This is a genomic window from Halomonas sp. SS10-MC5 (assembly GCF_015992245.1).
Lineage (GTDB): Bacteria > Pseudomonadota > Gammaproteobacteria > Pseudomonadales > Halomonadaceae > Halomonas > Halomonas sulfidoxydans.
On record NZ_CP065435.1, the window covers coordinates 901,387 to 922,739 of the forward strand.

Genomic DNA, 21,353 nt, shown 5'->3' on the forward strand with positions numbered 1-21,353 from the left:
AAATCTCAAGGGTTTTGCGCTTTGCTGCAAGGGTATGTGCCCGTGCTCGGGTGCGCTCGCTATTTTCCCGGGAGACGACATGGCTGTGCAACCAGATGATGTGCTCGATGCCTGCGGCCTGCCTTGCCCGCTGCCCCTGCTCAAGGCGAAGCAGGCGCTGGCGCGGCTCGCGCCCGGCCAGGTGCTCGAGATCCTGGCGACCGATGCCGGCTCCTGGCGCGACTTCGAGACCTTCGCCGAGCACAGCATCCACGAGCTGATTGCTCGCGAGGAGCGCGGCGAGGTCTACCACTACTGGCTGCGCAAGGGCGAGGAGCCAGCCACATGACCCTGCGTGAGGTCTTCAAGGGCTGGGTCGAGCACTATTTCTCCGACGAGGAAGCCGTCATCCTGCTGGTGCTGCTGGTGCTGGGCTTCGCCGCGGTGATCCTGTTCGGCCGCATGCTGGCGCCTTTCCTCACCGCCCTGGTGATTGCCTTTCTGCTGCAGGGCGGGGTCACGGCCCTGACCCGGCGCGGCGTGCCTCACCTGCTGGCCGTGATGGTGATCTTCCTCGCCTTCATTGGCGTGCTGCTGGCGCTGGCCTTCATCCTGATGCCGTTGATATGGAACCAGCTGGTGAGCCTGGTTCAGGAGACGCCACGCATCGTCGCCAGCGGCCAGCGCTGGCTGGACGACCTGCAGGCGCGCTACCCCAACTTCGTCACGCCGGACCAGGTGCAGGAGTGGATCGCCGTGGCCGGACGTGAACTGACCCAGTTCGGCCAGCGTGCGCTGACGCTCTCGCTGGCGTCGCTGGGCAACATGCTGGCGCTGATCATCTACCTGGTGCTGGTGCCGATCCTGGTCTTCTTCCTGCTCAAGGATCGCGAACAGCTGGTCGCGTTCACGCTGTCGTTGTTGCCCCAGCAGCGTTCCCTGATGACGCGCATCTGGCAGGAGATGGATGCCCAGATCGCCAACTACGTACGCGGCAAGTTCATCGAGATCATCATCGTCGGCACCGTCGCGTTCTTCACCTTCGCCTTCTTCGGCCTGCCCTATTCGGCGCTGCTGGCGGTGTTGGTGGGCTGTTCGGTGCTGGTGCCCTACATCGGGGCCGCCGTGGCGACCCTGCCGGTGGCCGCCGTGGCGGGCTTTCATTTCGGCATGAGCGATCAGTTCCTCTACGTGCTCGTCGCCTACGGCGTGATCCAGGCGCTGGACGGCAACGTGCTGGTGCCGATCCTGTTCTCCGAGGCGGTCAACCTGCATCCGGTGTCGATCATCCTGGCGGTACTGTTCTTCGGCGGGGTCTGGGGCTTCTGGGGGGTCTTCTTCGCCATCCCGCTGGCAACGCTGCTCAAGGCGTTGGTCTACGCCTGGCCAAGGGGCATCCGGCAGTACCATGACTCACGCCATCCCGCCGAGCTGGAACGGCAGGTCGAGGAGTGAGGGAATCGCCCGGCGGGTGTGCCGGGCAGTGCGTGGCTCCGTTGGGGCTCAGCGGCCGGCGTGCAGCGCCTGGGCGGCTTCGAGCACCTCCTGGGCGTGCCCCTTGACCTTGACGCCACGCCACTCTCGGGCAAGCTTGCCCTCGGCGTCGATCAGGAAGGTGCTGCGCTCGATGCCGAGATGCTCCTTGCCGTACAACTTCTTCAGCTTGATGACGTCGAACAGCCGGCAGACTTCTTCCTCCTTGTCGGAGATCAGCTCGAAGTTGAAGGCCTGCTTGGCCTTGAAGTTCTCCTGGGCACGCAGGCCGTCGCGGGAGACGCCGAGGATGACCGTGTTGGCCGCGTCGAAGGCGGCCTTGCGGTCGCGGAAATCGCCACCTTCGGTGGTGCAGCCGGGGGTGCTGGCCTTGGGGTAGAAGTAGACCACCACCTGGCGGCCCTTGAGGTCGGCGAGCGAGACGGTGGTATCGCCGGTGGCGGTGGCGCTGAAGTCGGGTACCGGTTGGCCGATGGCAAGGGTCATGCGAGGCTCCTTGGCTGGGTCGAAGGCGTATCATTACACGCAGGCCGGGGCGCGCTGTCAAAGCGGGCAGCAAGAGCGTGTCGGCCGTGCTGTACAGGCTTGTGCGGCCTGAGTACCATTTACCCTTTGCTCGCGGCCCTGTCGAGGTATGACGCCCGAGCGCGGCATGAGCGGATATGGCGTAGAGGACAAGAGGATGATCACTGGCAGTATCGTCGCCCTGGCGACGCCGATGAAGGCCAATGGCGATATCGACTGGGAGGCGTTGCGCCGCTTGGTGAACTTCCACCTGGAGAACGGCACCGACGGCATCGTGGCCGCCGGCACCACCGGCGAGCCGACCACCATGTCCTTCGCCGAGCACTTCGACGTGATTCGCGCGGTGGTGGAGGAGGTCGACGGGCGCATTCCGGTGATCGCCGGCACCGGGGCCAATGCCACCTCGGAGGCCGTGGAGCTGGCGCGCTACGCCAGCGAAGTGGGCGCCGACTACTGCCTGTCGGTATGCCCCTACTACAACAAGCCCACCCAGGAAGGGCTCTACCGCCACTTCAAGGCGGTAGCCGAGGGCAGCCGCCTGCCGGTGATCCTCTACAACGTGCCCGGCCGCACCTGCTCCGATCTCTACAACGAGACCGTGCTGCGCCTTGCCGAGGTCGACAACATCGTCGGGCTCAAGGATGCCACCGGCAACCTGGAGCGCGCCGAGGACCTCATCGCTCGGCTCGAGGGCAGCGGCTTCATGCTCTACTCCGGTGACGACGGCACCGCCTGCGAGTTCATGCTGATGGGCGGCAACGGCGACATCTCGGTCACCGCCAACGTGGCGCCCAAGGCCATGCACGAACTATGTGTCGCCGCGGTTGCCGGTGACGCCGACCGCGCGCACCAGATCAATACCCGGCTGATGCCGCTGCATACCAATCTGGGCATCGAATCCAACCCGATTCCGGTCAAGTGGGCGCTGCACCGCATGGGCATGATCGAGCAGGGCATTCGCCTGCCGCTCACCTGGCTGTCCAGCAAGTACCATGCGACGGTGGACGAGGCCCTGCAACTGGCCGGCGTAATCGACGATTGAGGCGGCGTGGAATGTTCCCGCCGCCCCGATACTCTGACTGCAAGGTGAATGCATGAACTCTGCGCTGAAATGGATGCCGCTGGTGGCTCTCGCCGCCCTGGCCACTGCTGGCTGCGCCCGCGAAGGCTTCTATGACGATCGCAACATCGATTACGTGAAGGCCCAGCGCAGCGCGCCCCTGGTGCTGCCGCAAGGGCGCAACGAGCAGCGCTATCGCGATGCCATGCCGGTGCCGGAGGCGCAGGGCCGCCTGCACACCGACGGCGAGCGTTTCCGCGCGCCGAGCCCGGAGCGCCTGCCGGCGAGCCGCGAAGTGGAGCGCGACTTCGTCGAACGGCGCGAGGTCGGCAGCGACCGCTGGCTGGTGGTCGGCGCCGACCCGGGCATGGTGTGGCCGCAACTGCAGGATTTCGCCCGGGCTCGCGGCCTGCAGGTGCAGGCCAGCGACGATGCCCGCGGCGTGCTGGAGACCGCCCAGGGCAGGCTGAGCGTGCGCCAGGGACTGCGCGCCGGCGACAGTGAGGTGCGCTGCGACCAGAATGGGCGTCCGGTGGCGGCCTGTCTCGATGCGCTGGAGCAGCACTTCAGCGCGCGCAGCGAGAGCGCCAGCGCCGCCTCATTGGCGGGGCAGCAGATCTCCCGCGAGGACCGCCTGCGCTTCGAGCAGCTTGCCAGCGGTGAATGGGTCGTGCGCATTCCGCTCGACATCGACCGCGTCTGGGCCGAGCTGAACCATCAGCTCGAGGCCGACTTCAGCGTGGAGAACCGGCGCGAACTGCTTGAGCAGAACCCCGAGCAGCACGACTTCCTGGTCAGCTACATGACCGCCTCCGAGCGTGGCCGTGGCATGCTGCAGATCATCCTCAGCCCCGACGTGCGCCAGATGCCCCAGGAGATCCGCCTGGTGCTCGAGTCCGACGGCCCCGAGCGCACCACGCTGCGTGCCGTCAACGAGAGCGAGCGGCGCTTCACCGAAGGAGACGCCCGCGAGCTGCTCGAGCGGGTGTCGAGCCTGCTGCGCTGATGCCGCTGGGGCCGGCCATCCAGCCGCTGCCGGACGCGGGCAAGCTTCGCTTTGCCTCGCTCGGCAGCGGCAGCAAGGGCAACGCCACCCTGGTCAGCGACGGCGAGACCACGGTGCTGGTCGATTGCGGCTTCGGCCTGCGCGAGACCGAGCGGCGGCTGGCGCGTCTTGGCCTGCACCCGCGCCAGCTCGACGCCGTGCTGGTCACCCACGAGCACGGCGATCACCTGAGCGGCGTGGGCCCCCTGGCGCGGCGCCACGCGGTGCCGGTCTATCTCACGCCGGGCACCTGGCTCTCCGGGCGCCTGGGCGAGGTCCCCCAACGCCATTGGATCACACCGCAGTCGCGCTTCGCGGTGAAGAGCCTCATGATCGATCCGTTCACGGTCCCCCACGACGCCCGCGAGCCGGTCCAGTTCCGCTTCGAATCCCGCGGCTGTCGGTTGGGGGTGCTGACCGACCTTGGCCACCCCACCGACCACATCGTCGAGGCGTTTCACGGCTGCGATGCGCTGATCCTCGAGTGCAACCATGATCGCCACATGCTCGAGGTCGGGCCCTACCCGCCACGGCTAAAGCGCCGGGTGGGCGGCAACTGGGGGCACCTTGCCAACGTTCAGGCGGCAGCGCTGCTCCAGCGCCTGGGCCTCGACCGGCTGCAACGCATCGTCTGCTCCCATCTTTCGGAACACAACAACCGCCCCGAGCTCGCCCTCGAGGCATTGGCGCCGCTGCTCGACGGGGACGCCTCGCGCCTGACCATCGCCGCCCAGGACAGCGGGCTGCAGTGGCAGGCGATCGTCTGAATTGCCATCCTCAGGTCATGCCTTCACCCCTCTCTGGAGACTCCCATGGAAAAGCGCCAAGAACTCTACGCCGGCAAGGCCAAGTCGGTCTACGCCACCGACGACCCCGATCTGCTCGTCCTGCATTTCCGTGACGACACCAGCGCCTTCGACGGCGAGCGCATGGAGTCGCTGGCGCGCAAGGGCATGGTCAACAACTGCTTCAACGCCTTCATCATGGAAAAGCTGACGGCGGCGGGCATTCCCACCCACTTCGAGCGGCGCCTCTCGGACACCGAGAGCCTGGTCAAGAAGCTCGAGATGATTCCGGTGGAGTGCGTGGTGCGCAACATCGCCGCCGGGGGGCTGGTCAAGCGCCTGGGCGTGGAGGAAGGGCGCGAACTCACGCCGCCCACCTTCGAGCTGTTCCTCAAGAACGACGCGCTGCACGACCCGATGATCAACGAGTCGCTGGCCGAGACCTTCGGCTGGGCCACGCCGGAACAGCTCGCCGAGATGAAGGCGCTGACCTTCCGCGTCAACGAGGTGCTCAAACAGTTGTTTGCTGATGGTGACCTGCTGCTGGTGGACTACAAGCTGGAGTTCGGCCTGTTCAAGGGGCGGATCGTGCTGGGCGATGAGTTCTCGCCGGACGGCTGCCGCCTGTGGGACGCCAAGACCCGCGACAAGATGGACAAGGACCGCTTCCGCCAAGGGCTCGGCGGTGTGATCGAGGCCTACGAGGAAGTGGGCCGGCGCATCGGGGTAGAGTTCGCCTGAACAGGCCGAGCGCTCCGGAATCGTTGCCCTCGACGCCCTCCTCGCGAGGGCGTCGCCGTGTTCAGGCCGGGACGATCTCCACCACCTCCAGCCGCGTGACCTGCGCCTCCTCGAGGACCCGAAAGCGCACGTCGACATCGCGCAGGCGTACGCCATATAGTCTCTCTTCCGCCCCTTGGCGATAGGCCGGGCGCGGATCCTGGGCCAGCACCTGGCGGATCAGTTCGCGCAGCGAGGCGGCGTCGTCGCGTGCGGCCAGCGCCGCCTCGGCCTCGGCGCTGAAGCGCACCTCCAACTGCGGTGGCGCCTCGGGGGCGTAGCCGGCGCGTGCCTCGGGCCGCGCCTCGACCCAGGGCAGGTAGGGCTTGATGTCGAGCACCGGGGTACCGCTGACCAGGTCGCAGCCGCCCAGCACCAGGCGCACCCCCCGGCGGGTGTCGATCTCGAGGAGTTCCACCAAGGACAGCCCCAGGCGGTTGGGGCGGTGCGTGCTGCGGCTGGCGAACACCCCGACCCTGGCGTTGCCGCCGAGTCGCGGAGGGCGCACCAGCGGCGTCCAGCGCTCGGGGCTGTGGTGGAAGACGAAGGTCAGCCACAGGTGGCCGAAGGCGTCGAGACCGCGCACCGTCAGGGGGTCGTCGTAGGGAGGAAGAAGTATCAGCTCAGCGTGGGCAGCCGAGGCCAGCCCGGGCTGGCGCGGCACGCCGAACTTGTCGGGAAAGTCGCTCTCGATGCGGCCGATCGGGTGCATCGGATAGCTGGCGGCGGGGAGCGATGGGCTGGTCATGGGGTGGGATTATGCCTGCCATTGGCCCCGGCGGCGAGCTTGTGTAACCTGCACGCCGAGTCAGATCACGCGAGGTATGGCAGGGAAGATGGAAACGATGACGACGAACGACGCGCCGACGATGAGGAGCGGTTCGCCGCGGATCCTCTACCGGCAGGCCAAGGCACGTGACGCTGCCGATCAGGCTGAGGTCTTCCATCACGCCGTGATGCAGGGCGCGGCCGCACACTACAGCGTGGCGGAGCGTGAGGCGTGGGCCGCGACGATGCCGCGTGAGGGCAGCGTATGGGCCGCGCGACAAGCCCTCTACACCACGCTGATGGCCACCTGCGACGGGCGCTGTGTCGGCTTCCTCGAGCTGGACCTTCCCAAGGGACATGTCCAGACCCTCTACGTCTGGCCGTCGCTGGCGCGACGCGGCATCGGCTCGACCCTGCTGGTACATGCCGAGCGCATGCTGCTCGAGCATGGCCATGGCCACGTCACCCTCGATGCTAGCCGCATGCTGGCCGAGAGCCTGCTGCGCCGCGGCTGGCAGGATCTCGGCGTCGAGTGGGTCACGCGGGGCGGAGTGCAGCTCGAGCGAAGGCGCCTGGAGAAGCGCCTCACGGCGATCGAGACCTAGAAAAACGGATCAGGCGTGGCGTAGCTCGGTGATGCGCATCGACAGGTCGATTGCCTTGACGTCCTTGGTCAGGGCGCCGCTGGAGATGCAGTCGACGCCGGTCTCGGCAATCTGGCGCAGGGTGGTCTCGTCGACGTTGCCGGAGGCCTCCAGCGTGGCCCGGCCGGCGCTGCGTTTCACCGCCTCGCGCATGTCGTCGAGGCTGAAGTTGTCGAGCATGACGATGTCGGCGCCCGCCGCCAGCGCTTGGTCGAGTTCCTCGAAGCTCTCCACCTCCACCTCCACCAACAGGTCGCGGGCGATGCTGCGCGCCTCTTTCACGGCGGCGGCGATGCTGCCGCAGGCGGCGATGTGGTTCTCCTTGATCAGGAAGGCATCAAAGAGGCCGATGCGGTGGTTGTGGCCGCCGCCGCAGGTGACCGCGTACTTCTGCGCCAGGCGCAGGCCGGGCAGGGTCTTGCGGGTGTCGAGCAGGCGTACCCCGGTACCCTCGAGCAGGTCGACGTAGTGCCGCGTGCGGGTGGCGGTGGCGGAGAGCGTCTGCAGCAGGTTGAGGGCGGCGCGCTCCCCCGTGAGCAGGACCCTGGCGGGCCCCTCGAGTTCGAGGAAGCACTGGTCGGCTTCCAGGCGGTCGCCGTCGGCGGCGCCCCAGCGCAGACGCACGCTGGGGTCGAGGCGTCGATAGATCTCCTCGACCCAGGCCACGCCGCACAGGACCGCCGGCTCGCGTGTGATGACCCGGGCCGTGGCCCACTGCGTTTCCGGAATCAGCTGCGCGGTGATGTCACCCGGACCGACATCCTCGGACAGCAGGTGGGCGGCGGCTTCGCGGATCGCTTCGACAAGGGCGTCCTGATAATGCATGGCGTGCCTTTTCATGTTCATGGGGCGTCGGGACCGTCATTATAGGGAATCCAGCTCCAGGACGTCAGGGGAACGAGATGAGAATCGAGGAAGGCTGGCTAGAGGGGGTCCGGCGCGTGCCGTCGCCCAACCAAGATGCGCGCCCGGAGGGCGAGGTCTCGGCGGTGGTGCTGCACTCGATCAGCCTGCCGCCCGGCCAATTCGGCGGCGAGCACATCGAGCGACTGTTCACCAACACCCTGGATGCCTCGGCGCATCCCTTCTTCTCCGGCATCGCCCAGCTGCGGGTCTCGGCCCATCTGCTGATCCGGCGCGACGGCGAATGCGTGCAGTTCGTGTCGTTCGACCGACGTGCCTGGCATGCCGGTCGTTCCTGTTGGATCGATGGGGGGCGGGCACGGCGGGCGCTGAACGACTTCACTGTCGGCATCGAACTGGAGGGTGACGAGATCCATGCCTATCGCGACGCCCAGTACCGCGCCCTGGCCGCGGTCACGAAGACTCTCAACGTCAACTATCCTGACATGAACTTCGCGCGTATCACCAGCCATGCGCGCGTGGCGCCGTTGCGCAAGAGCGATCCCGGCCCGGCCTTCGACTGGGCTTATTTTCGCCAGTGTCTCAAGGCGTTAAAAAACGGCGAATGAGACGTGTGCCAGGGTAAGGGTGCAATCATACGGTAGTTTTATTACATTTCGTCCCGGCCCGGCCGTAGGCGTAAATGGTTGTCGTAACATCTTGTGTTGCAATGCAATGCTCAACTTATGGAAAAAAATTCCATTTCTCTGAGATTGGCAGGAAGGCCACTTTACGGTATGTTCTACGCCATTCGTTGTATGCGCTTCTGTAAAATGACTACAACAGCCGCGTCGCGGCCTGACATTCCCCTGATCGTCAGTAGCATCGACCTGCCCTTCGTCCGCGCACGGGGGGCAACCTGACATCACATTGTCACTCGGAGAGACGTCTATGAGTCTGGAGGCAAGAGAAGATTTCGATCCGGTCGAAACCACGGAATGGCTGGATTCCCTGGAATCGGTCCTGGATCGTGAGGGCGAGGAACGCGCCCGGTACCTGCTGACGCGCCTGGCCGACCGGCTGCGCCGCGACGGCATGCAGGCACCCTTCTCGGTGACGACGCCGCATCGCAACACCATCCCGGTGCATCGTGAAGCCCCGATGCCGGGCGACCTGTTCATGGAGCGGCGTATCCGCTCACTGATTCGCTATAACGCCATCGCCCAGGTCATCCGCAACAATCGCGCCAACCCGGGGCTCGGCGGCCACATCGCCAGCTTCATGTCCGCCGCCACGCTCTACGACGTCGGCTTCAATCACTTCTTCCGAGCGCCCAACGGCGACTTCGAGGGCGACCTGGTCTACATCCAGGGCCACGTGGCGCCGGGCGTGTACGCGCGCGCCTACCTGGAAGGACGCCTCACCGAGGCGCAGATGGACAAGTATCGCCAGGAAGTCGACGGTGACGGCCTCTCCTCCTATCCGCATCCCTGGCTGATGCCGGACTTCTGGCAGTTCCCCACTGTCTCCATGGGCCTCGGGCCGATCCAGGCGATCTACCAGGCCCACGTGATGAAGTACCTCGATTCGCGCGAGCTCAGGAGCATGCACGATCGCAAGATCTGGTGCTTCATGGGCGACGGCGAGTGCGACGAGCCGGAATCGCTGGGCGCCATTCACCTGGCCAGCCGCGAGAAGCTCGACAACCTGATCTTCGTCATCAACTGCAACCTGCAGCGCCTGGACGGCCCGGTGCGCGGCAACGGCCGCATCATCGACGAACTCGAAGGGGTCTTCCGCGGTGCCGGCTGGAACGTGCTCAAGGTGGTCTGGGGCCGGCTGTGGGACCCACTGTTCGAGAAGGACAAGAAGGGCATCCTGCAGAAGCGCATGGACGAGGCGGTCGACGGCGAGTACCAGAACTACAAGGCCATCGACGGCGGCTACACCCGCGAGCACTTCTTCGGCAAGTACCCGGAAACCGCCGAGATGGTCAAGGACATGTCCGACGAGGACATCTGGCGCCTGAACCGCGGCGGCCACGATCCGTTCAAGGTCTACGCCGCCTATCACGAGGCAGTGAACAACGCCAACGGCCGCCCCACCGTGATCCTGGCGCACACCGTCAAGGGCTACGGCATGGGCAGCGGCGAGGGCGAGGCTTCGATGGAAGCCCATCAGGTCAAGACCATGGAGTACGAGGCGCTGCGCAAGTTCCGCGACCGCTTCGGTATCCCGCTGACCGACGAGCAGCTCAAGGAGGTGCCGTACTATAAGCCGGACGACGACTCGCCCGAACTCAAGTACATGCACCTGCAGCGCGAGCGCCTGGGCGGCTACCTGCCGCAGCGCCGCAGCGACTTCGAGGCGCTGACGATCCCCAGCCTCGAGGACAAGACCTTCGCCACCCAGCTGGCCGGTTCCAAGGGGCGCGAGATCTCCACTACCATGGCCTTCGTGCGTATCCTCAACGGCCTGGTGAAGGACAAGAAGATCGGCCAGCAGGTGGTGCCGATCGTGCCCGACGAGGCGCGCACCTTCGGCATGGAGGGCATGTTCCGCCAGCTCGGCATCTACACCTCCGAAGGCCAGAAGTACGAGCCCGTCGACAAGGGCCAGATCATGTTCTACCGCGAGGACAAGAAGGGCCAGATCCTCGAGGAGGGCATCACCGAGGCCGGCGCGATGTCGGCGTGGATCGCCGCGGCCACCTCGTACAGCAACCACAACCTGCCGCTGCTGCCGTTCTACATCTACTACTCGATGTTCGGCTTCCAGCGCATCGGCGACCTGGCCTGGGCCGCCGGCGACCTGCAGGCGCGGGGCTTCCTGGTCGGCGGCACCGCCGGGCGCACCACGCTCAACGGCGAGGGCCTGCAGCACCAGGACGGCCACAGCCACCTGCAGGCGGCGACCATCCCCAACTGCCGCAGCTACGACCCGACCTACGCCCACGAGGTCGCGGTGATCGTCCAGGATGGCCTGAAGCGCATGTTCGCCGACAAGGAGAACTGCTTCTACTACCTGACGGTGATGAACGAGAACTACGAGCACCCCGAGCTCGAGAACGTGCCGGCCGATGACATCATCAAGGGCATGTACCTGCTGCGCGAGCACCGAGGCGACAAGGGCCACGTGCAACTGCTCGGCTCCGGCACCATCCTGCGCGAGGTGGAAGCCGCCGCCAAGATGCTCGCCGAGGAGTGGGGCGTGGGCGCCGACGTGTGGAGCGTGACCAGCTTCAACGAGCTGCGCCGCGAGGCCCTGCTGCTCGAACGCGAGGCGTTCGTCAACGCCGCCGACGAGCCGGTCAAGCCCCACGTCACCCGCTGCCTGGAAGGGCGCGAGGGGCCGGTCATCGCCTCCACCGACTACATGCGGCTGTTCGCCGATCAGGTCCGCGCCTGGGTGCCGACCGACTACCATGTACTGGGAACCGACGGCTACGGCCGCTCCGACACCCGCGAGAAGCTGCGCCACTTCTTCGAGGTCGATCGCTACTTCGTGACCGTGGCGGCGCTCAAGGCCCTGGCCGATCGCGGCGAGCTGGATCGCAAGGTCGTCGCCGAGGCGATCAAGAAGTACGGCATCGACCCCAACAAGCCCAATCCGCTGACGAGCTGATCCGGTGGCCAGGCGGGCCCGGGCCCGCCTGTTCCAGGCACGATTTGGAAGGAGCGCGACCTTGAGTAGCGAAATCATCAAAGTTCCCGACATCGGCGGCAGCGAAGATGTCGAAATCATCGAAATCGCCGTATCCGAAGGCGACGTCATCGAGCCCGAGGACACCCTGATCACGCTGGAGTCGGACAAGGCCAGCATGGACGTGCCCTCGCCCAAGGGCGGCAAGGTCGTTCGTGTGCTGGTGAAGGAGGGCGACACCGTCTCCGAGGGCGACGACATCGTCGAGCTCGAGGTGGAAGGCGGCGGCAGCGATGACGCCGGCGGCGGCGAGAAGGCCGAGGCCAAGCGAGAAGAGGCGCCCAAGCAATCCCCGGCCGCCGAAGAGAAGCCGGCGGCGAAGAAATCCTCCGGCGGCGGCAAGCGTACCGTCGAGATCAAGGTGCCGGACCTGGGCGGTTCCGAGAACGTCGAGGTCATCGAAGTGGCGGTCGCCGAGGGCGATGAGGTGAGCGAGGAGGACCCGCTCATCACCCTGGAGTCGGACAAGGCCTCCATGGACGTGCCCAGCCCCCATAGCGGTAAGCTGGTGTCCCTCACCGTCAAGGAGGGCGATACCGTTTCCGAGGGCGACGTGATCGGCACCATGGAGATCGCCGGCGAAGGCGGCGAAGAGGCCGAGCCGGAAGCCGTCGAGACCACCGCGGAGCCCGCCGAGCAGGCCGAGGCCCCGGCCGAGGAGGAGGCGACGAGCGGCGAGCCCGAGCGCAAGGAGATCCGCGTGCCGGATCTCTCCGGCTCGAGCGACGTGCCGATCATCGAGATCGCCGTCAGCGCCGGTGACGAGGTGAACGAGGAGGACCCGCTGATCACCCTGGAGTCCGACAAGGCCTCCATGGACGTGCCGAGCCCCTACAAGGGCAAGCTGATCGAACTCACCGTCAAGGAGGGCGACACCGTCTCCGAGGGCGACCTGATCGGCTATATCGAGGTGGTTGGGGCCAAGCCGCGGGCGGCCACGCCCAAGGCCAGCAAGGCGCCGAGCGAGCCCAGCGAAAAGCCGGCTTCGCCCACCCAGGCCAAGCCGACCCCGGCCGGTACGCCGAGCCCCGAGGCGCAGATGGCGGCCCACAAACCGCGCGACGGCAAGCTGGTCCACGCCGGCCCCGCGGTGCGCATGCTGGCCCGCGAACTCGGCGTCGACCTGGGCCTGGTCAAGCCGAGCGGGCCCAAGGAGCGAGTGCTCAAGGAGGACGTCCACGCCTACGTCAAGCAGGTGATGGCAGGCCAGGCCAAGGCGCCTGCTGCCGCGCCGGCGGCGAGTGGCGGCGCGGGCATCCCGCCGGTACCGGATCAGGACTTCAGCCAGTTCGGTGAAATCGAAGAGAAGCCGATGGGGCGTCTGCTCAAGATGGGCGCCACCAACCTGCACCGCAGCTGGCTCAACGTGCCTCACGTTACCCAGTTCGACGAGGCCGACATCACCGAGCTGGAAGCCTTCCGCAAGTCGATGAAGGCCGAGGCCGAGGCCCAGGGCGCCAAGCTCACCCCGCTGCCGTTCCTGATCAAGGCGTGTGCCTTCGCCCTGCGCAAGTTCCCCCAGTTCAACGTCAGCCTGAAGAGCGACGGCGAGACCCTGGTGTGGAAGAAGTACGTCCACATCGGCGTTGCCGTGGATACCCCGGACGGCCTGATGGTGCCGGTGATTCGCGACGCCGACAAGAAGTCGCTGATCGACCTGGCCAAGGAGAGCGTCGAGCTGGCCGGCAAGGCGCAGTCTAAGAAGCTCAAGCGCGAGGAGATGACCGGCGGCTGCTTCACCATCTCGAGCCTGGGCTCCATCGGCGGTACCGCCTTCACGCCGATCGTCAACGCCCCGGAGGTGGCCATCCTCGGCGTCTCCAAGGCGCAGATGAAGCCGGTGTGGAACGGTGCCGACTTCGAACCGCGGCTGATGATGCCGCTGTCGCTCTCCTACGACCACCGGGCGGTGAACGGGGCCGATGCCGCGCGCTTCACCGCCTTCCTGGCGGCGGCGCTGAGTGACATCCGGCGACTGCTGATGTAATCATTGCCGAAAGCGGTACCGACGGCGCCCTGCGGGGCGCCGTCGGTCTTTGGAGCCTCCACTTTCGGGAGGGGAGACCAAAGTGCAACCCGGCCATAATTGGCTGAAAATGCAGTGGCTTTGGCCAGGCGCGAGAGGCCTGGGCCGCGGCGTAGAGTTGTCTGGCGACGCCGCCGCGGTTATCGTTCATGACATTCCCTTTACCCACAAGAATTTCCACTCTCTCAAGGAGCAGCTAGATGCGTTTGATCCTGTTGGGCGCGCCGGGTGCCGGCAAAGGTACCCAGGCCCAGTTCATCTGCGAGCGCTACAAGATCCCGCAGATTTCCACCGGCGACATGCTGCGTGCGGCGGTCAAGGAGGGCAGCGAGCTGGGGCTGAAGGTCAAGGAGATCATGACCAGCGGGGGCCTGGTGTCCGACGATCTCATCATCTCGCTGGTCAAGGAGCGCATCGCCCAGCCCGATTGCGAGAACGGCTTCCTGTTCGACGGCTTTCCGCGCACCATTCCCCAGGCGGATGCCATGAAGCAGGCGGGAGTCAAGATCGATCACGTCCTCGAGATCGCCGTGGAGGACGAGGAGATCGTCAAGCGCCTGGCCGGTCGCCGGGTACACCCGGGCTCGGGCCGGGTCTACCACGTCGAGTACAACCCGCCCAAGGAAGAGGGCAAGGACGACGTCACCGGCGAGCCGCTGATCCAGCGTGATGACGACCGCGAATCCACCGTGCGCAACCGCCTGGCGGTCTACCACGAGCAGACCGCGCCGCTGGTCGACTACTACCAGCAGTGGGCACAGGAGGAGCCTGACGCTGCGCCTGCCTATCACCGCGTGGAGGGCGTCGGCAGCGTCGACGAGATTACGCGCAAGGTGACCGAGGCGCTGGACGGATAACGTCTGGCTACAGGTCGTTTCTGAATGGCCCGCCTCGGCGGGCCATCGTCGTCATGGGCCATCGTCCCGCGTCACGCGGCGGCGTATAATGATCCGCCCATGCCCTGACCCGACGCTTCCCTATGCCGAACCTGCTGGCTCTCGATGCCTCCTCCAGCGCCTGCTCCGCCGCCCTGCTGATCCAGCGTGGTGGCGGCGAACCGAGGCTGGTGTCCCGTTTTGCCCTGACCCCCCGCGAACATACCCGCCGGCTGCTACCGATGGTCGACGAGGTGCTGGCCGAGGCGGGCCTGACCGTCGCCGAGCTGGACGCTGTGTCCTATGGGCGTGGCCCCGGCTCCTTCACCGGGCTGCGCATCGCCGCCGGCACGGCACAGGGGCTGGCCTACGGCCTGGACCTGCCGCTGCTCGGCGTGTCGACCCTCGAGGCGCTGGCCCTCGCGGCTCATCGTCGTCACGGTGTCGCGAATGTGGTCACCGCCATGGATGCGCGCATGGGCGAGATCTACGTCGCCGCCTGGCGCTGTCGTGACGGTGCGACCGAGCCACTGCTCGCGGAGGCCGTGATGCCGCCCGAGCAGCTGCAGCTGCCCCCGGCCGACGGCCGCGAGGGCTGGTACGCCATCGGCTCGGGTTGGTCGCTGTGGGAGGCGATGCCGGCCGAGGTGCAGGCAGCCATCAGCCGGCGCGACGCCGAAGCCGAGCCGGCGGCCGAGGAAATGGTACTGCTGGCCGCCCGAGACTATGCCCAGGGGGCTCGTCCTGCCGCCCATGAGACCCAGCCGATCTACCTGCGCGACCAGGTGGCGTGGCAGAAGGGCAAATGAACCGTCGCGACCGGCCGCGAGACACTGAGTCAGAAAGTGGCGAGCTGACGTTGCGCCGCGAAGGGGATGCCCTGGTGCTGGCCGGCGACCCGGCCCGCTACGGCAAGCCGCTCAGGGTCGATTTTGCCGAAGGCCGTGCCGCCCATCGGCGCCGCTTCGGCGGTGGACGGGGGCAGCTCATCGCCCGTGCTTGCGGTCTGGCGGCCGGCGTGACCCCTAGCGTAATCGATGCCACCGCCGGCCTGGGGCGCGACGCCTTCGTGCTGGCGAGCCTCGGCGCCGAGGTGCTGCTGATCGAGCGCGTGGCGGCGATCCACGCCCTGCTGGAGGATGGCCTGGCGCGCGCCGCCGCCGACCCCGAGGCGGCGGCGATCGTCGCCCGCATGCACCTGGTGCATGGCGACGCCGTTCGCGACCTCGCCGCGCTGGTCGCCGCCGGCCCGGTGGCGCCCCAGGTGATTCACCTCGACCCCATGTTCCCCCACCGCGAGAAGTCGGCGCTGGTGAAGAAGGAGATGCGTCTGTTCCGCGAGCTCGCCGGCGACGATGCCGACGCGCCGCGGCTGCTCGAAGCGGCGCTGGACGTGGCCAGCCACCGCGTGGTGGTCAAGCGGCCACGCAAGGCACCGCCCATTGAGGGCCCGGCGCCGCAGCACGCCATCGAAGGCAAGACCAGCCGCTACGACCTCTATGTCCATCGCTCCTTGAAGGCTTCTCCTAGCCGTGGCTGATGAGCTGTAGCCGATGCCTCAGCGCCGGGTCATACAGCTCACCGGTGCGCTGCGCGGCGCTGCGCAGCCGCTCGTCATACCAAAGCCGCTCTTCCCGCTCCCAGATCCAGCCCTCGGCCTCCAGGCTGTCGATCAGGCTGGCGAACAGCTTGCGATCGAAGAATTCCGGTGCGTCGCGTCCGGTGAGCAGGGCCAGGCGCTCGGTCAACTGCTGGCTGCGTTCCGCCAGGGCTTCGCGCCCCAGTGTGCCGGCCGGCTGGCTGAGCAGGATCGTCAGCAGCAGGTAGCCGCGCTCCAGCGAGGGCTGCATCAGCCTCGCCAGCAGGCGTAGCTGCTCGCCGGCCTCCAGCGTGCCGGGCCGTTGCCAGCCATCGGCATGGGGCTGCAGCAGGCCCTCCTGGCACAGCACCTCCAGCATGGCGGGTAGCGCCTGGGGCAGGGCGGCCGGCTCGAGGAACAGCTCTCGGGCCAGGATCGGCCAGGGGGGGCCGAGCTGCGCCTGGAGGCTGTCGAGGTCGTGGCGTGGGGCATGGCGGAAGGCGAAGGCGGCGAGGCCGGGCAGGGCGAAGAGGTGCAGCACGTTGTTGCGATACCACACCAGCAGGCTGGCCTGTTCCGCCGTCGCCGTGAGAATGTCGCCCAGCGCATGGGGGCGGCGCTCGATCATGCCCAGCGCCACGACTTCGTCGATCCAGGCGTCGGGCTCGCCCCGAGGCAGGCTGACGTGCTGCCCCCCGGGCCCGTGGCGCTGCAGGGCGGCCAGCAGGGCGAGCTGGCGTGCCATCAGGCTGGCCTCGATGGCGTGATGCGGCGTGGCCAGCAGTACCAGCGCCACCAGGTTGACCGGGTTGAGCGCCGCCGCGGCGTTGATGCGCCGGGCCAGCTCGTCGCCGAGCCGCGGCACGGCCTGGTTGAGCCAGGCCGGCTTGGCCGGGCCGAGATCGTCGCGCCAGCCCGGCGTGGTGTCATCGAGCCAGGGGCCGAGCGCCAGCGGCTCGCCGACGTTGACCGTGACCTTGCCGAACGGCTGGCGCAACTGGCCGAGCACACGCAGCAGGGCCAAGGGCGTCTCCTTGCGCTTCTTGCCGCCGCGCAGCTCGCGCTGGTAGCTGGCGTTCTCGATGATGCGCTCGTAGCCGACGTAGACGGGAACGAAGGCGAGCCGGGGCGGGCTGGTGCCCGCGGCGCTGCGGCAGAACGAGCGCAGCGTCATCGACAGCATGCCGGGGCGTGGCGCGAGCATGCGCCCGCTGCGCGAGCGGCCGCCCTCGATGAAGTACTCCAGCGGATGGCCGCGCTCCAGCAGGCGGTGCAGGTACTCATTGAAGACCGCGGCGTAGAGCGGTTTGTCGCGGAAGCTGCGGCGCAGGAAGAAGGCCCCGCCGCGGCGCAGCAGCGGGCCGATCAGCGGCATGTTCAGGTTGCGCCCGGCGGCGATGTGCGGCGGCATCAGGCCGTCGCGATAGAGCACGTAGGAGAGCAGCAGGTAATCGATGTGGCTGCGATGGCAGGGCACGTAGACCAGCGTATGATCGCCGGCCAGCGCCTTGACCCGTTCGAGCCCGCGTACCTCGACGCCATCGTAGAGCCGGTTCCACAGCCGGCGCAGCAGGCCGTCCATGAAGCGCAGCACCGGATAGGTCATGTTCGAGGCGATCTCGCGGCCGTAGCGCAGGGCGCGCCGCTGGAGCCGCTGCGGGGAGCGCTTCTCGGCCGGCGCCAGCTCGCCGATCACCCGACGCACCTCGGGGCTCGCCGCCACGCCCTCGATCAAGGTACGGCGGTGCGAGAGGTCGGGGCCAAGCACGCGCGTGCGCATGCGCCGGAAATGAACGCGCAGCAGGCGTGCGCTCTTGCGATTGGCCACGGCGGGGCCTCGCGCGTCCAGCAGGTCGCGAAGCTTGAGCGGCGCGCCGAAGTGCACCTCCACGCTCTTGCCATTGACCAGCACCGACAGCGCTCGGCGCAGGCGCCCGGTCAACTGCCAGCTGTCGGCCGCCAGCAGATGCCAGAAGCCGAAGCGCTTGCCCGGCGCGCGCCCCCAGAACACGCTCACCGGAACGAGCTGGATATCGGCCTCGGGGTGCTCGGCGAGGTACTCCAGCGCCTGGCGGAAGGGCGCCTCCAGGGCGCGCCTGTGCTGCCATAGCCGGCGCTGCCTGGCGGGCAGTGCGACACTGGCCGGCAGCTCGCGATCCTCCAGGCGGATTCTGCCGCGTGCCGGCGGCAGCCCATGGCGCTGGCACAGCACGTCGAGCAACAGGGCGTCGGAGAGCGCCGGGTGGGGCAGCACGTAGAGGGTGGGGTGGGCAGGGTCGAGGTGCAGGTCGCCGGGGTCGGGTTCGATGAGGCGGGTCTCGACCCAGGCCTTGATCAAGCCCTTCCAAGGGGCGTGAAGTGCAGCGAGCAGAGTCTGGGCTAGGGCCATCCGATTGCCTCGAGGTCGAATCGAGGGGCCAGTATAGCCATGGCGCCAGGCTCGGGTCAGGTGCTTTCCCTCGACGGGCAAACGTGCGTCAATCACGGCAGGCAAGGAGACGGGAGGCGTGCCATGCATGGCATGTGGCGGGACGGCAATCGGTTCGAGCTGCTGGCGGAGTCGTCGTGCTTCCTGCCGGCGATGTTCACGGCCATGGAGCGGGCGCGCCGTTCGATCCTCGTCGAACTCTACCTGATGGAGTCGGGAGAGCTGGCCACGACGCTGATCGATACGCTGTGCCGTGCCGCGGCGCGCGGCGTGACGGTCGCGCTGATGCTGGATGCCTATGGCTCCATGGGGCTGGGCGGCGAGGATCGACGCCGCCTGGAGCAGGCCGGCGTGGCGCTGCGGCTGTTCAACCCGCTGGGGCTGCACTCGCTGGCACGCAACCTGACCCGTGACCATCGCAAGCTGGTGGTGGTCGACGGCGCCATCGCCTTCACCGGCGGCTTCGGCGCGGTCGATGAGTTCCTGAAAGCCTGGTACGAGGTGGCGGTGCGTATCGAGGGGCCGGTCGTTGCCGATTGGGTAAGGCTGTTCTCGCGGGTATGGGATTCGCCGATGACGCGTGGCGCCGGCGATGCGGCTCTGGTACGCCACCTCCAGCTCGAGTTCCACCCACACGAGGACTACCACGCCATGCGTGGCCGCGTGGTGTGGGGGCAGGGCTATCGCTACCAGGCCATCCGCCACTCGCTGTATGGCCGGGTGTCGTCGGCCCAGCGTCGCATCTGGCTGTGCACGCCCTATTTCGTGCCCACCTTCAGCCTGCGCATGCGGTTGGCCCGTGCGGCTCGCCGCGGCGTCGACGTACGCCTGCTGCTGCCCGGCCAAGGCCACGACCACCCCTGGGTGCGCTATGCCGGCCAGCGCTTCTACCGGCGCCTGCTGCGCGCCGGCGTGCGCATCTTCGAGTTCCAGCCCACCTTCATTCACGCCAAGTTCTCGCTGGTCGACCAGTGGTCGAGCCTGGGCTCGTGCAACTTCGACCACTGGAGCCTGCACTGGAACCTGGAAGCCAACCAGGAGGTGGAGGATACCCGCTTCGCCGGCGAGGTGGCGGCGCTGTTCGAGCGCAACTTCACCGCCAGCCACGAGATCACCTACCAGGCCTGGGTGCGGCGCCCGCGCTGGCAGCGCTTCAAGGAGTGGCTGTTCGGCAGCTTCGATGCCTGGCTGACGCGGCTGCGCTAGCCACGAGCCACGAGCTAAACTTCTGCCCGAAGCCCGAAGCCCGAAGCCCGAAGCCCGAAGCCCGAAGCCCGAAGCCCGAAGCCCGAAGCCCGAAGCCCGAAGCCCGAAGCCCGAAGCCCGAAGCCCGAAGCCCGAAGCCCGAAGCCCGAAGCCCGAAGCCCGAAGCCCGAAGCCCGAAGCCCCAAGCCCCAAGCCCCAAGCCCGAAGCCGGGAACGCTTACCGCTTGCCCTTGCCTCGGCCCGCGGGTTTCTTCTTGCGCGGCACCGGCTTGGGTGTCTCGGGCGGTACCCGGTAGTGCAGGTAGAGGTCCAGCACCAGGTCGGGCAGCTGGGCGGCCAGCGACTCCAGGCGCGCGGTGTCCGCCGTCATGTCGGCCATGTCCGGCTCGTCGTCGAACAGGCCGGAGAGCGCCATGAACGGCAGCAGCAGGGTGGCGACCGTCTCCTCGTCCTGCTCGAACCAGGCGGCCTCGTCGAGGAACACCCCCTCCATGAAGCCGGCGCACCAGTCGCCGATGGGCGTCTCCTCCGGGACCGAGCCGTCCAGGGTGAGTTCGAAGGGCAGCTCGGGCAGGCCGCCCTGCTCTAGGGTGTCGATGGCGTTGCCGCGAAGTTTCTCCAGCAGGCCCAGGATCTCGCTGCGCTCGGCGTCGTCGGTAAAGCTCGGCTCGCCGTGGAACAGCTCGGCCACCCAGGCTGCGGCCTCGATCTCGCGTGGCGCCACGGCCAGGGCGACGAGAAAACCATGGGCCGAGATCAGGTCCAGAGCATCGGGATCGACGCGCTCGGAGTCGAGAAACTCATCGAGGCGCTCGAGTTCGTCGTCCTCGAGCAGGGGCTGGGGCAGGGGCGTATCGGACATCGGGCCTCTCGCATGGCATCGTGAAGGCGGAACGTGGCCGCGCTGGGCTGGACAGCGCCGTGGCGGGACGTCATTTTAGCACCCATGAAACGACCTGCGCTCTCCGATCCCTGCCCCGAGTGGCTGGCAAGTCTCGACGATGCCGCGCTACACCACGCCCTGCTGGAGCGGGTGGAGGTGGCCTGGCAGCTGTGTCGCGACTACCATCCCAGGCTGCCCCGGCCCGGGGTCTGGTGCGACCTGCGTGGCAAGTGCGCCGGCCAGGCCCACTACGGCCGTGGCGGGCTGCGCTTCAACCCGGTGCTGTACCGCGAGAACCGCCATGCCTTTCTCAGCGAGGTGGTGCCCCACGAGATGGCTCACTGGCTGGTCCGGCACCTGAGCGATGGTCATCGGGCCAAGCCCCACGGGCGCGAGTGGCGCACCGTGATGACACGGCTGTTCGGGCTCGAGCCGCGGGTGACCCATCGCTTCGATGTCGAACGCGCGAGCCCCACGCCTTATCGCTATCATTGTGGCTGCCAGGAGCACTTCTTCACTTCACGTCGTCACTCGCTGGCGCGCAATGGACGCCGCTACCGCTGTTTGTCGTGTGCTCAGACCTTGGTCTATCAGCCCTTTGTAGAGCATGGAAAAGTTACTACAAATGTATGATTCATAAAGAAAAAATCGTGATACCAAGGTCTAAGAGTTAGGCCCGCTTCGACGGTATATGCTGAAGGGCGAATCTGATGCCGGCGCAATCCATAACA

The 21,353-nt window shown here is 67.3% G+C and carries 20 protein-coding genes; 15 read left to right on the forward strand and 5 right to left on the reverse strand.

Going from position 1 to position 21,353, the window contains the following annotated elements; all coding sequences use genetic code 11:
• Window positions 1–79 precede the first annotated feature (79 nt).
• Both I4484_RS04250 and I4484_RS04255 read left to right on the forward strand, forming a co-directional pair.
• The gene (locus I4484_RS04250; RefSeq protein WP_197449776.1) at window positions 80–328 is read left to right on the forward strand and encodes a sulfurtransferase TusA family protein; all 249 of its coding nucleotides are present in this window, start codon (window positions 80–82) and stop codon (window positions 326–328) included.
• Window positions 325–1,434: an AI-2E family transporter gene (locus I4484_RS04255; RefSeq protein WP_197449777.1), complete on the forward strand. Its 1,110-nt coding sequence runs from the start codon at window positions 325–327 to the stop codon at window positions 1,432–1,434. Before I4484_RS04250 ends, I4484_RS04255 begins: the two co-directional genes overlap by 4 nt.
• Before the next feature lie 48 nt (window positions 1,435–1,482).
• Here I4484_RS04255 and I4484_RS04260 read toward each other — a convergent pair whose 3' ends face one another.
• A complete protein-coding gene (locus I4484_RS04260) occupies window positions 1,483–1,959 on the reverse strand; it encodes a peroxiredoxin (RefSeq protein ID WP_197449778.1) in 477 nt (158 codons plus the stop codon).
• Between the two features lie 196 nt (window positions 1,960–2,155).
• Between I4484_RS04260 and dapA the strand changes: the two genes are divergently transcribed.
• From dapA to purC, 4 genes are read left to right on the forward strand one after another with little or no spacing between them, the layout of a single operon-like run.
• Window positions 2,156–3,040: a 4-hydroxy-tetrahydrodipicolinate synthase gene (gene dapA, locus I4484_RS04265; RefSeq protein ID WP_197449779.1), complete on the forward strand. Its 885-nt coding sequence runs from the start codon at window positions 2,156–2,158 to the stop codon at window positions 3,038–3,040.
• A gap of 52 nt (window positions 3,041–3,092) precedes the next feature.
• On the forward strand, window positions 3,093–4,064 hold the full coding sequence (locus I4484_RS04270) for a lipoprotein, NlpB (protein ID WP_234283593.1): 972 nt from the start codon (window positions 3,093–3,095) through the stop codon (window positions 4,062–4,064).
• Entirely contained in the window at window positions 4,064–4,870 is an 807-nt protein-coding gene (locus I4484_RS04275) for an MBL fold metallo-hydrolase (RefSeq protein WP_197449780.1), read from the forward strand. Before I4484_RS04270 ends, I4484_RS04275 begins: the two co-directional genes overlap by 1 nt.
• Before the next feature lie 45 nt (window positions 4,871–4,915).
• On the forward strand, window positions 4,916–5,629 hold the full coding sequence (purC, locus tag I4484_RS04280; RefSeq protein ID WP_197449781.1) for a phosphoribosylaminoimidazolesuccinocarboxamide synthase: 714 nt from the start codon (window positions 4,916–4,918) through the stop codon (window positions 5,627–5,629).
• 61 nt (window positions 5,630–5,690) lie between these two features.
• Here purC and tsaA read toward each other — a convergent pair whose 3' ends face one another.
• Window positions 5,691–6,416, reverse strand: coding sequence for a tRNA (N6-threonylcarbamoyladenosine(37)-N6)-methyltransferase TrmO (tsaA, locus tag I4484_RS04285; protein WP_234283591.1), 726 nt, complete (start codon window positions 6,414–6,416; stop codon window positions 5,691–5,693).
• Between the two features lie 88 nt (window positions 6,417–6,504).
• Here tsaA and I4484_RS04290 point away from each other — a divergent pair, with 88 nt between their 5' ends.
• Window positions 6,505–7,041 (forward strand): GNAT family N-acetyltransferase, encoded by a 537-nt coding sequence (locus I4484_RS04290; protein WP_197449782.1) that lies wholly within the window; start codon window positions 6,505–6,507, stop codon window positions 7,039–7,041.
• A 9-nt stretch (window positions 7,042–7,050) separates the two neighbouring features.
• On the opposite strand, the gene nadC is transcribed toward I4484_RS04290, so the two are convergent.
• Entirely contained in the window at window positions 7,051–7,905 is an 855-nt protein-coding gene (gene nadC, locus I4484_RS04295; RefSeq protein WP_217626098.1) for a carboxylating nicotinate-nucleotide diphosphorylase, read from the reverse strand.
• Between the two features lie 77 nt (window positions 7,906–7,982).
• Here nadC and ampD point away from each other — a divergent pair, with 77 nt between their 5' ends.
• From ampD to I4484_RS04325, 6 genes are all read left to right on the forward strand, one after another.
• Window positions 7,983–8,552, forward strand: coding sequence for a 1,6-anhydro-N-acetylmuramyl-L-alanine amidase AmpD (gene ampD, locus I4484_RS04300; protein WP_197449783.1), 570 nt, complete (start codon window positions 7,983–7,985; stop codon window positions 8,550–8,552).
• Between the two features lie 322 nt (window positions 8,553–8,874).
• Window positions 8,875–11,547: a pyruvate dehydrogenase (acetyl-transferring), homodimeric type gene (aceE, locus tag I4484_RS04305; protein WP_197449784.1), complete on the forward strand. Its 2,673-nt coding sequence runs from the start codon at window positions 8,875–8,877 to the stop codon at window positions 11,545–11,547.
• Between the two features lie 61 nt (window positions 11,548–11,608).
• Window positions 11,609–13,612, forward strand: a complete 2,004-nt coding sequence (aceF, locus tag I4484_RS04310; protein ID WP_197449785.1) for a pyruvate dehydrogenase complex dihydrolipoyllysine-residue acetyltransferase — start codon at window positions 11,609–11,611, stop codon at window positions 13,610–13,612.
• Window positions 13,613–13,851: 239 nt separating this feature from the next.
• Entirely contained in the window at window positions 13,852–14,508 is a 657-nt protein-coding gene (adk, locus tag I4484_RS04315; RefSeq protein ID WP_197449786.1) for an adenylate kinase, read from the forward strand.
• Between the two features lie 122 nt (window positions 14,509–14,630).
• On the forward strand, window positions 14,631–15,335 hold the full coding sequence (gene tsaB / locus I4484_RS04320; RefSeq protein WP_197449787.1) for a tRNA (adenosine(37)-N6)-threonylcarbamoyltransferase complex dimerization subunit type 1 TsaB: 705 nt from the start codon (window positions 14,631–14,633) through the stop codon (window positions 15,333–15,335).
• Complete coding sequence (locus I4484_RS04325) at window positions 15,332–16,066, forward strand: class I SAM-dependent methyltransferase (protein ID WP_197449788.1); 735 nt, start codon at window positions 15,332–15,334, stop codon at window positions 16,064–16,066. Before tsaB ends, I4484_RS04325 begins: the two co-directional genes overlap by 4 nt.
• Here I4484_RS04325 and plsB read toward each other — a convergent pair.
• Window positions 16,053–18,494, reverse strand: a complete 2,442-nt coding sequence (plsB, locus tag I4484_RS04330; RefSeq protein ID WP_197449789.1) for a glycerol-3-phosphate 1-O-acyltransferase PlsB — start codon at window positions 18,492–18,494, stop codon at window positions 16,053–16,055. The two genes, I4484_RS04325 and plsB, sit on opposite strands and share 14 nt — an antisense overlap.
• A gap of 123 nt (window positions 18,495–18,617) precedes the next feature.
• Between plsB and I4484_RS04335 the strand changes: the two genes are divergently transcribed.
• Window positions 18,618–19,739 carry a phosphatidylserine/phosphatidylglycerophosphate/cardiolipin synthase family protein gene (locus tag I4484_RS04335; RefSeq protein ID WP_197449790.1) on the forward strand — a complete coding sequence of 374 codons (1,122 nt, stop codon included), beginning with the start codon at window positions 18,618–18,620 and terminating at the stop codon, window positions 19,737–19,739.
• 217 nt (window positions 19,740–19,956) lie between these two features.
• Here the strand turns inward: I4484_RS04335 and I4484_RS04340 are convergent, their stop codons facing one another.
• Window positions 19,957–20,601 carry a YecA family protein gene (locus I4484_RS04340; RefSeq protein ID WP_197449791.1) on the reverse strand — a complete coding sequence of 215 codons (645 nt, stop codon included), beginning with the start codon at window positions 20,599–20,601 and terminating at the stop codon, window positions 19,957–19,959.
• Window positions 20,602–20,685: 84 nt separating this feature from the next.
• Between I4484_RS04340 and I4484_RS04345 the strand changes: the two genes are divergently transcribed.
• Window positions 20,686–21,255, forward strand: a complete 570-nt coding sequence (locus tag I4484_RS04345) for a SprT-like domain-containing protein (RefSeq protein WP_197449792.1) — start codon at window positions 20,686–20,688, stop codon at window positions 21,253–21,255.
• Window positions 21,256–21,353 lie beyond the last annotated feature (98 nt).

What these genes read in the sequence shown, in the direction of transcription:
- I4484_RS04275 (WP_197449780.1), top strand. Translation starts at nt 4,064, where the DNA reads ATGCCGCTGGGGCCGGCCATCCAGCCGCTGCCGGACGCGGGCAAGCTT.
- I4484_RS04340 (WP_197449791.1), bottom strand. Translation starts at nt 20,601, where the DNA reads ATGTCCGATACGCCCCTGCCCCAGCCCCTGCTCGAGGACGACGAACTC.
- purC (WP_197449781.1), top strand. Translation starts at nt 4,916, where the DNA reads ATGGAAAAGCGCCAAGAACTCTACGCCGGCAAGGCCAAGTCGGTCTAC.
- ampD (WP_197449783.1), top strand. Translation starts at nt 7,983, where the DNA reads ATGAGAATCGAGGAAGGCTGGCTAGAGGGGGTCCGGCGCGTGCCGTCG.
- dapA (WP_197449779.1), top strand. Translation starts at nt 2,156, where the DNA reads ATGATCACTGGCAGTATCGTCGCCCTGGCGACGCCGATGAAGGCCAAT.
- I4484_RS04250 (WP_197449776.1), top strand. Translation starts at nt 80, where the DNA reads ATGGCTGTGCAACCAGATGATGTGCTCGATGCCTGCGGCCTGCCTTGC.
- I4484_RS04270 (WP_234283593.1), top strand. Translation starts at nt 3,093, where the DNA reads ATGAACTCTGCGCTGAAATGGATGCCGCTGGTGGCTCTCGCCGCCCTG.
- aceE (WP_197449784.1), top strand. Translation starts at nt 8,875, where the DNA reads ATGAGTCTGGAGGCAAGAGAAGATTTCGATCCGGTCGAAACCACGGAA.
- I4484_RS04255 (WP_197449777.1), top strand. Translation starts at nt 325, where the DNA reads ATGACCCTGCGTGAGGTCTTCAAGGGCTGGGTCGAGCACTATTTCTCC.
- I4484_RS04290 (WP_197449782.1), top strand. Translation starts at nt 6,505, where the DNA reads ATGGAAACGATGACGACGAACGACGCGCCGACGATGAGGAGCGGTTCG.
- I4484_RS04335 (WP_197449790.1), top strand. Translation starts at nt 18,618, where the DNA reads ATGCATGGCATGTGGCGGGACGGCAATCGGTTCGAGCTGCTGGCGGAG.
- adk (WP_197449786.1), top strand. Translation starts at nt 13,852, where the DNA reads ATGCGTTTGATCCTGTTGGGCGCGCCGGGTGCCGGCAAAGGTACCCAG.
- tsaB (WP_197449787.1), top strand. Translation starts at nt 14,631, where the DNA reads ATGCCGAACCTGCTGGCTCTCGATGCCTCCTCCAGCGCCTGCTCCGCC.
- plsB (WP_197449789.1), bottom strand. Translation starts at nt 18,494, where the DNA reads ATGGCCCTAGCCCAGACTCTGCTCGCTGCACTTCACGCCCCTTGGAAG.
- I4484_RS04260 (WP_197449778.1), bottom strand. Translation starts at nt 1,959, where the DNA reads ATGACCCTTGCCATCGGCCAACCGGTACCCGACTTCAGCGCCACCGCC.
- I4484_RS04345 (WP_197449792.1), top strand. Translation starts at nt 20,686, where the DNA reads ATGAAACGACCTGCGCTCTCCGATCCCTGCCCCGAGTGGCTGGCAAGT.
- I4484_RS04325 (WP_197449788.1), top strand. Translation starts at nt 15,332, where the DNA reads ATGAACCGTCGCGACCGGCCGCGAGACACTGAGTCAGAAAGTGGCGAG.
- nadC (WP_217626098.1), bottom strand. Translation starts at nt 7,905, where the DNA reads ATGCATTATCAGGACGCCCTTGTCGAAGCGATCCGCGAAGCCGCCGCC.
- tsaA (WP_234283591.1), bottom strand. Translation starts at nt 6,416, where the DNA reads ATGACCAGCCCATCGCTCCCCGCCGCCAGCTATCCGATGCACCCGATC.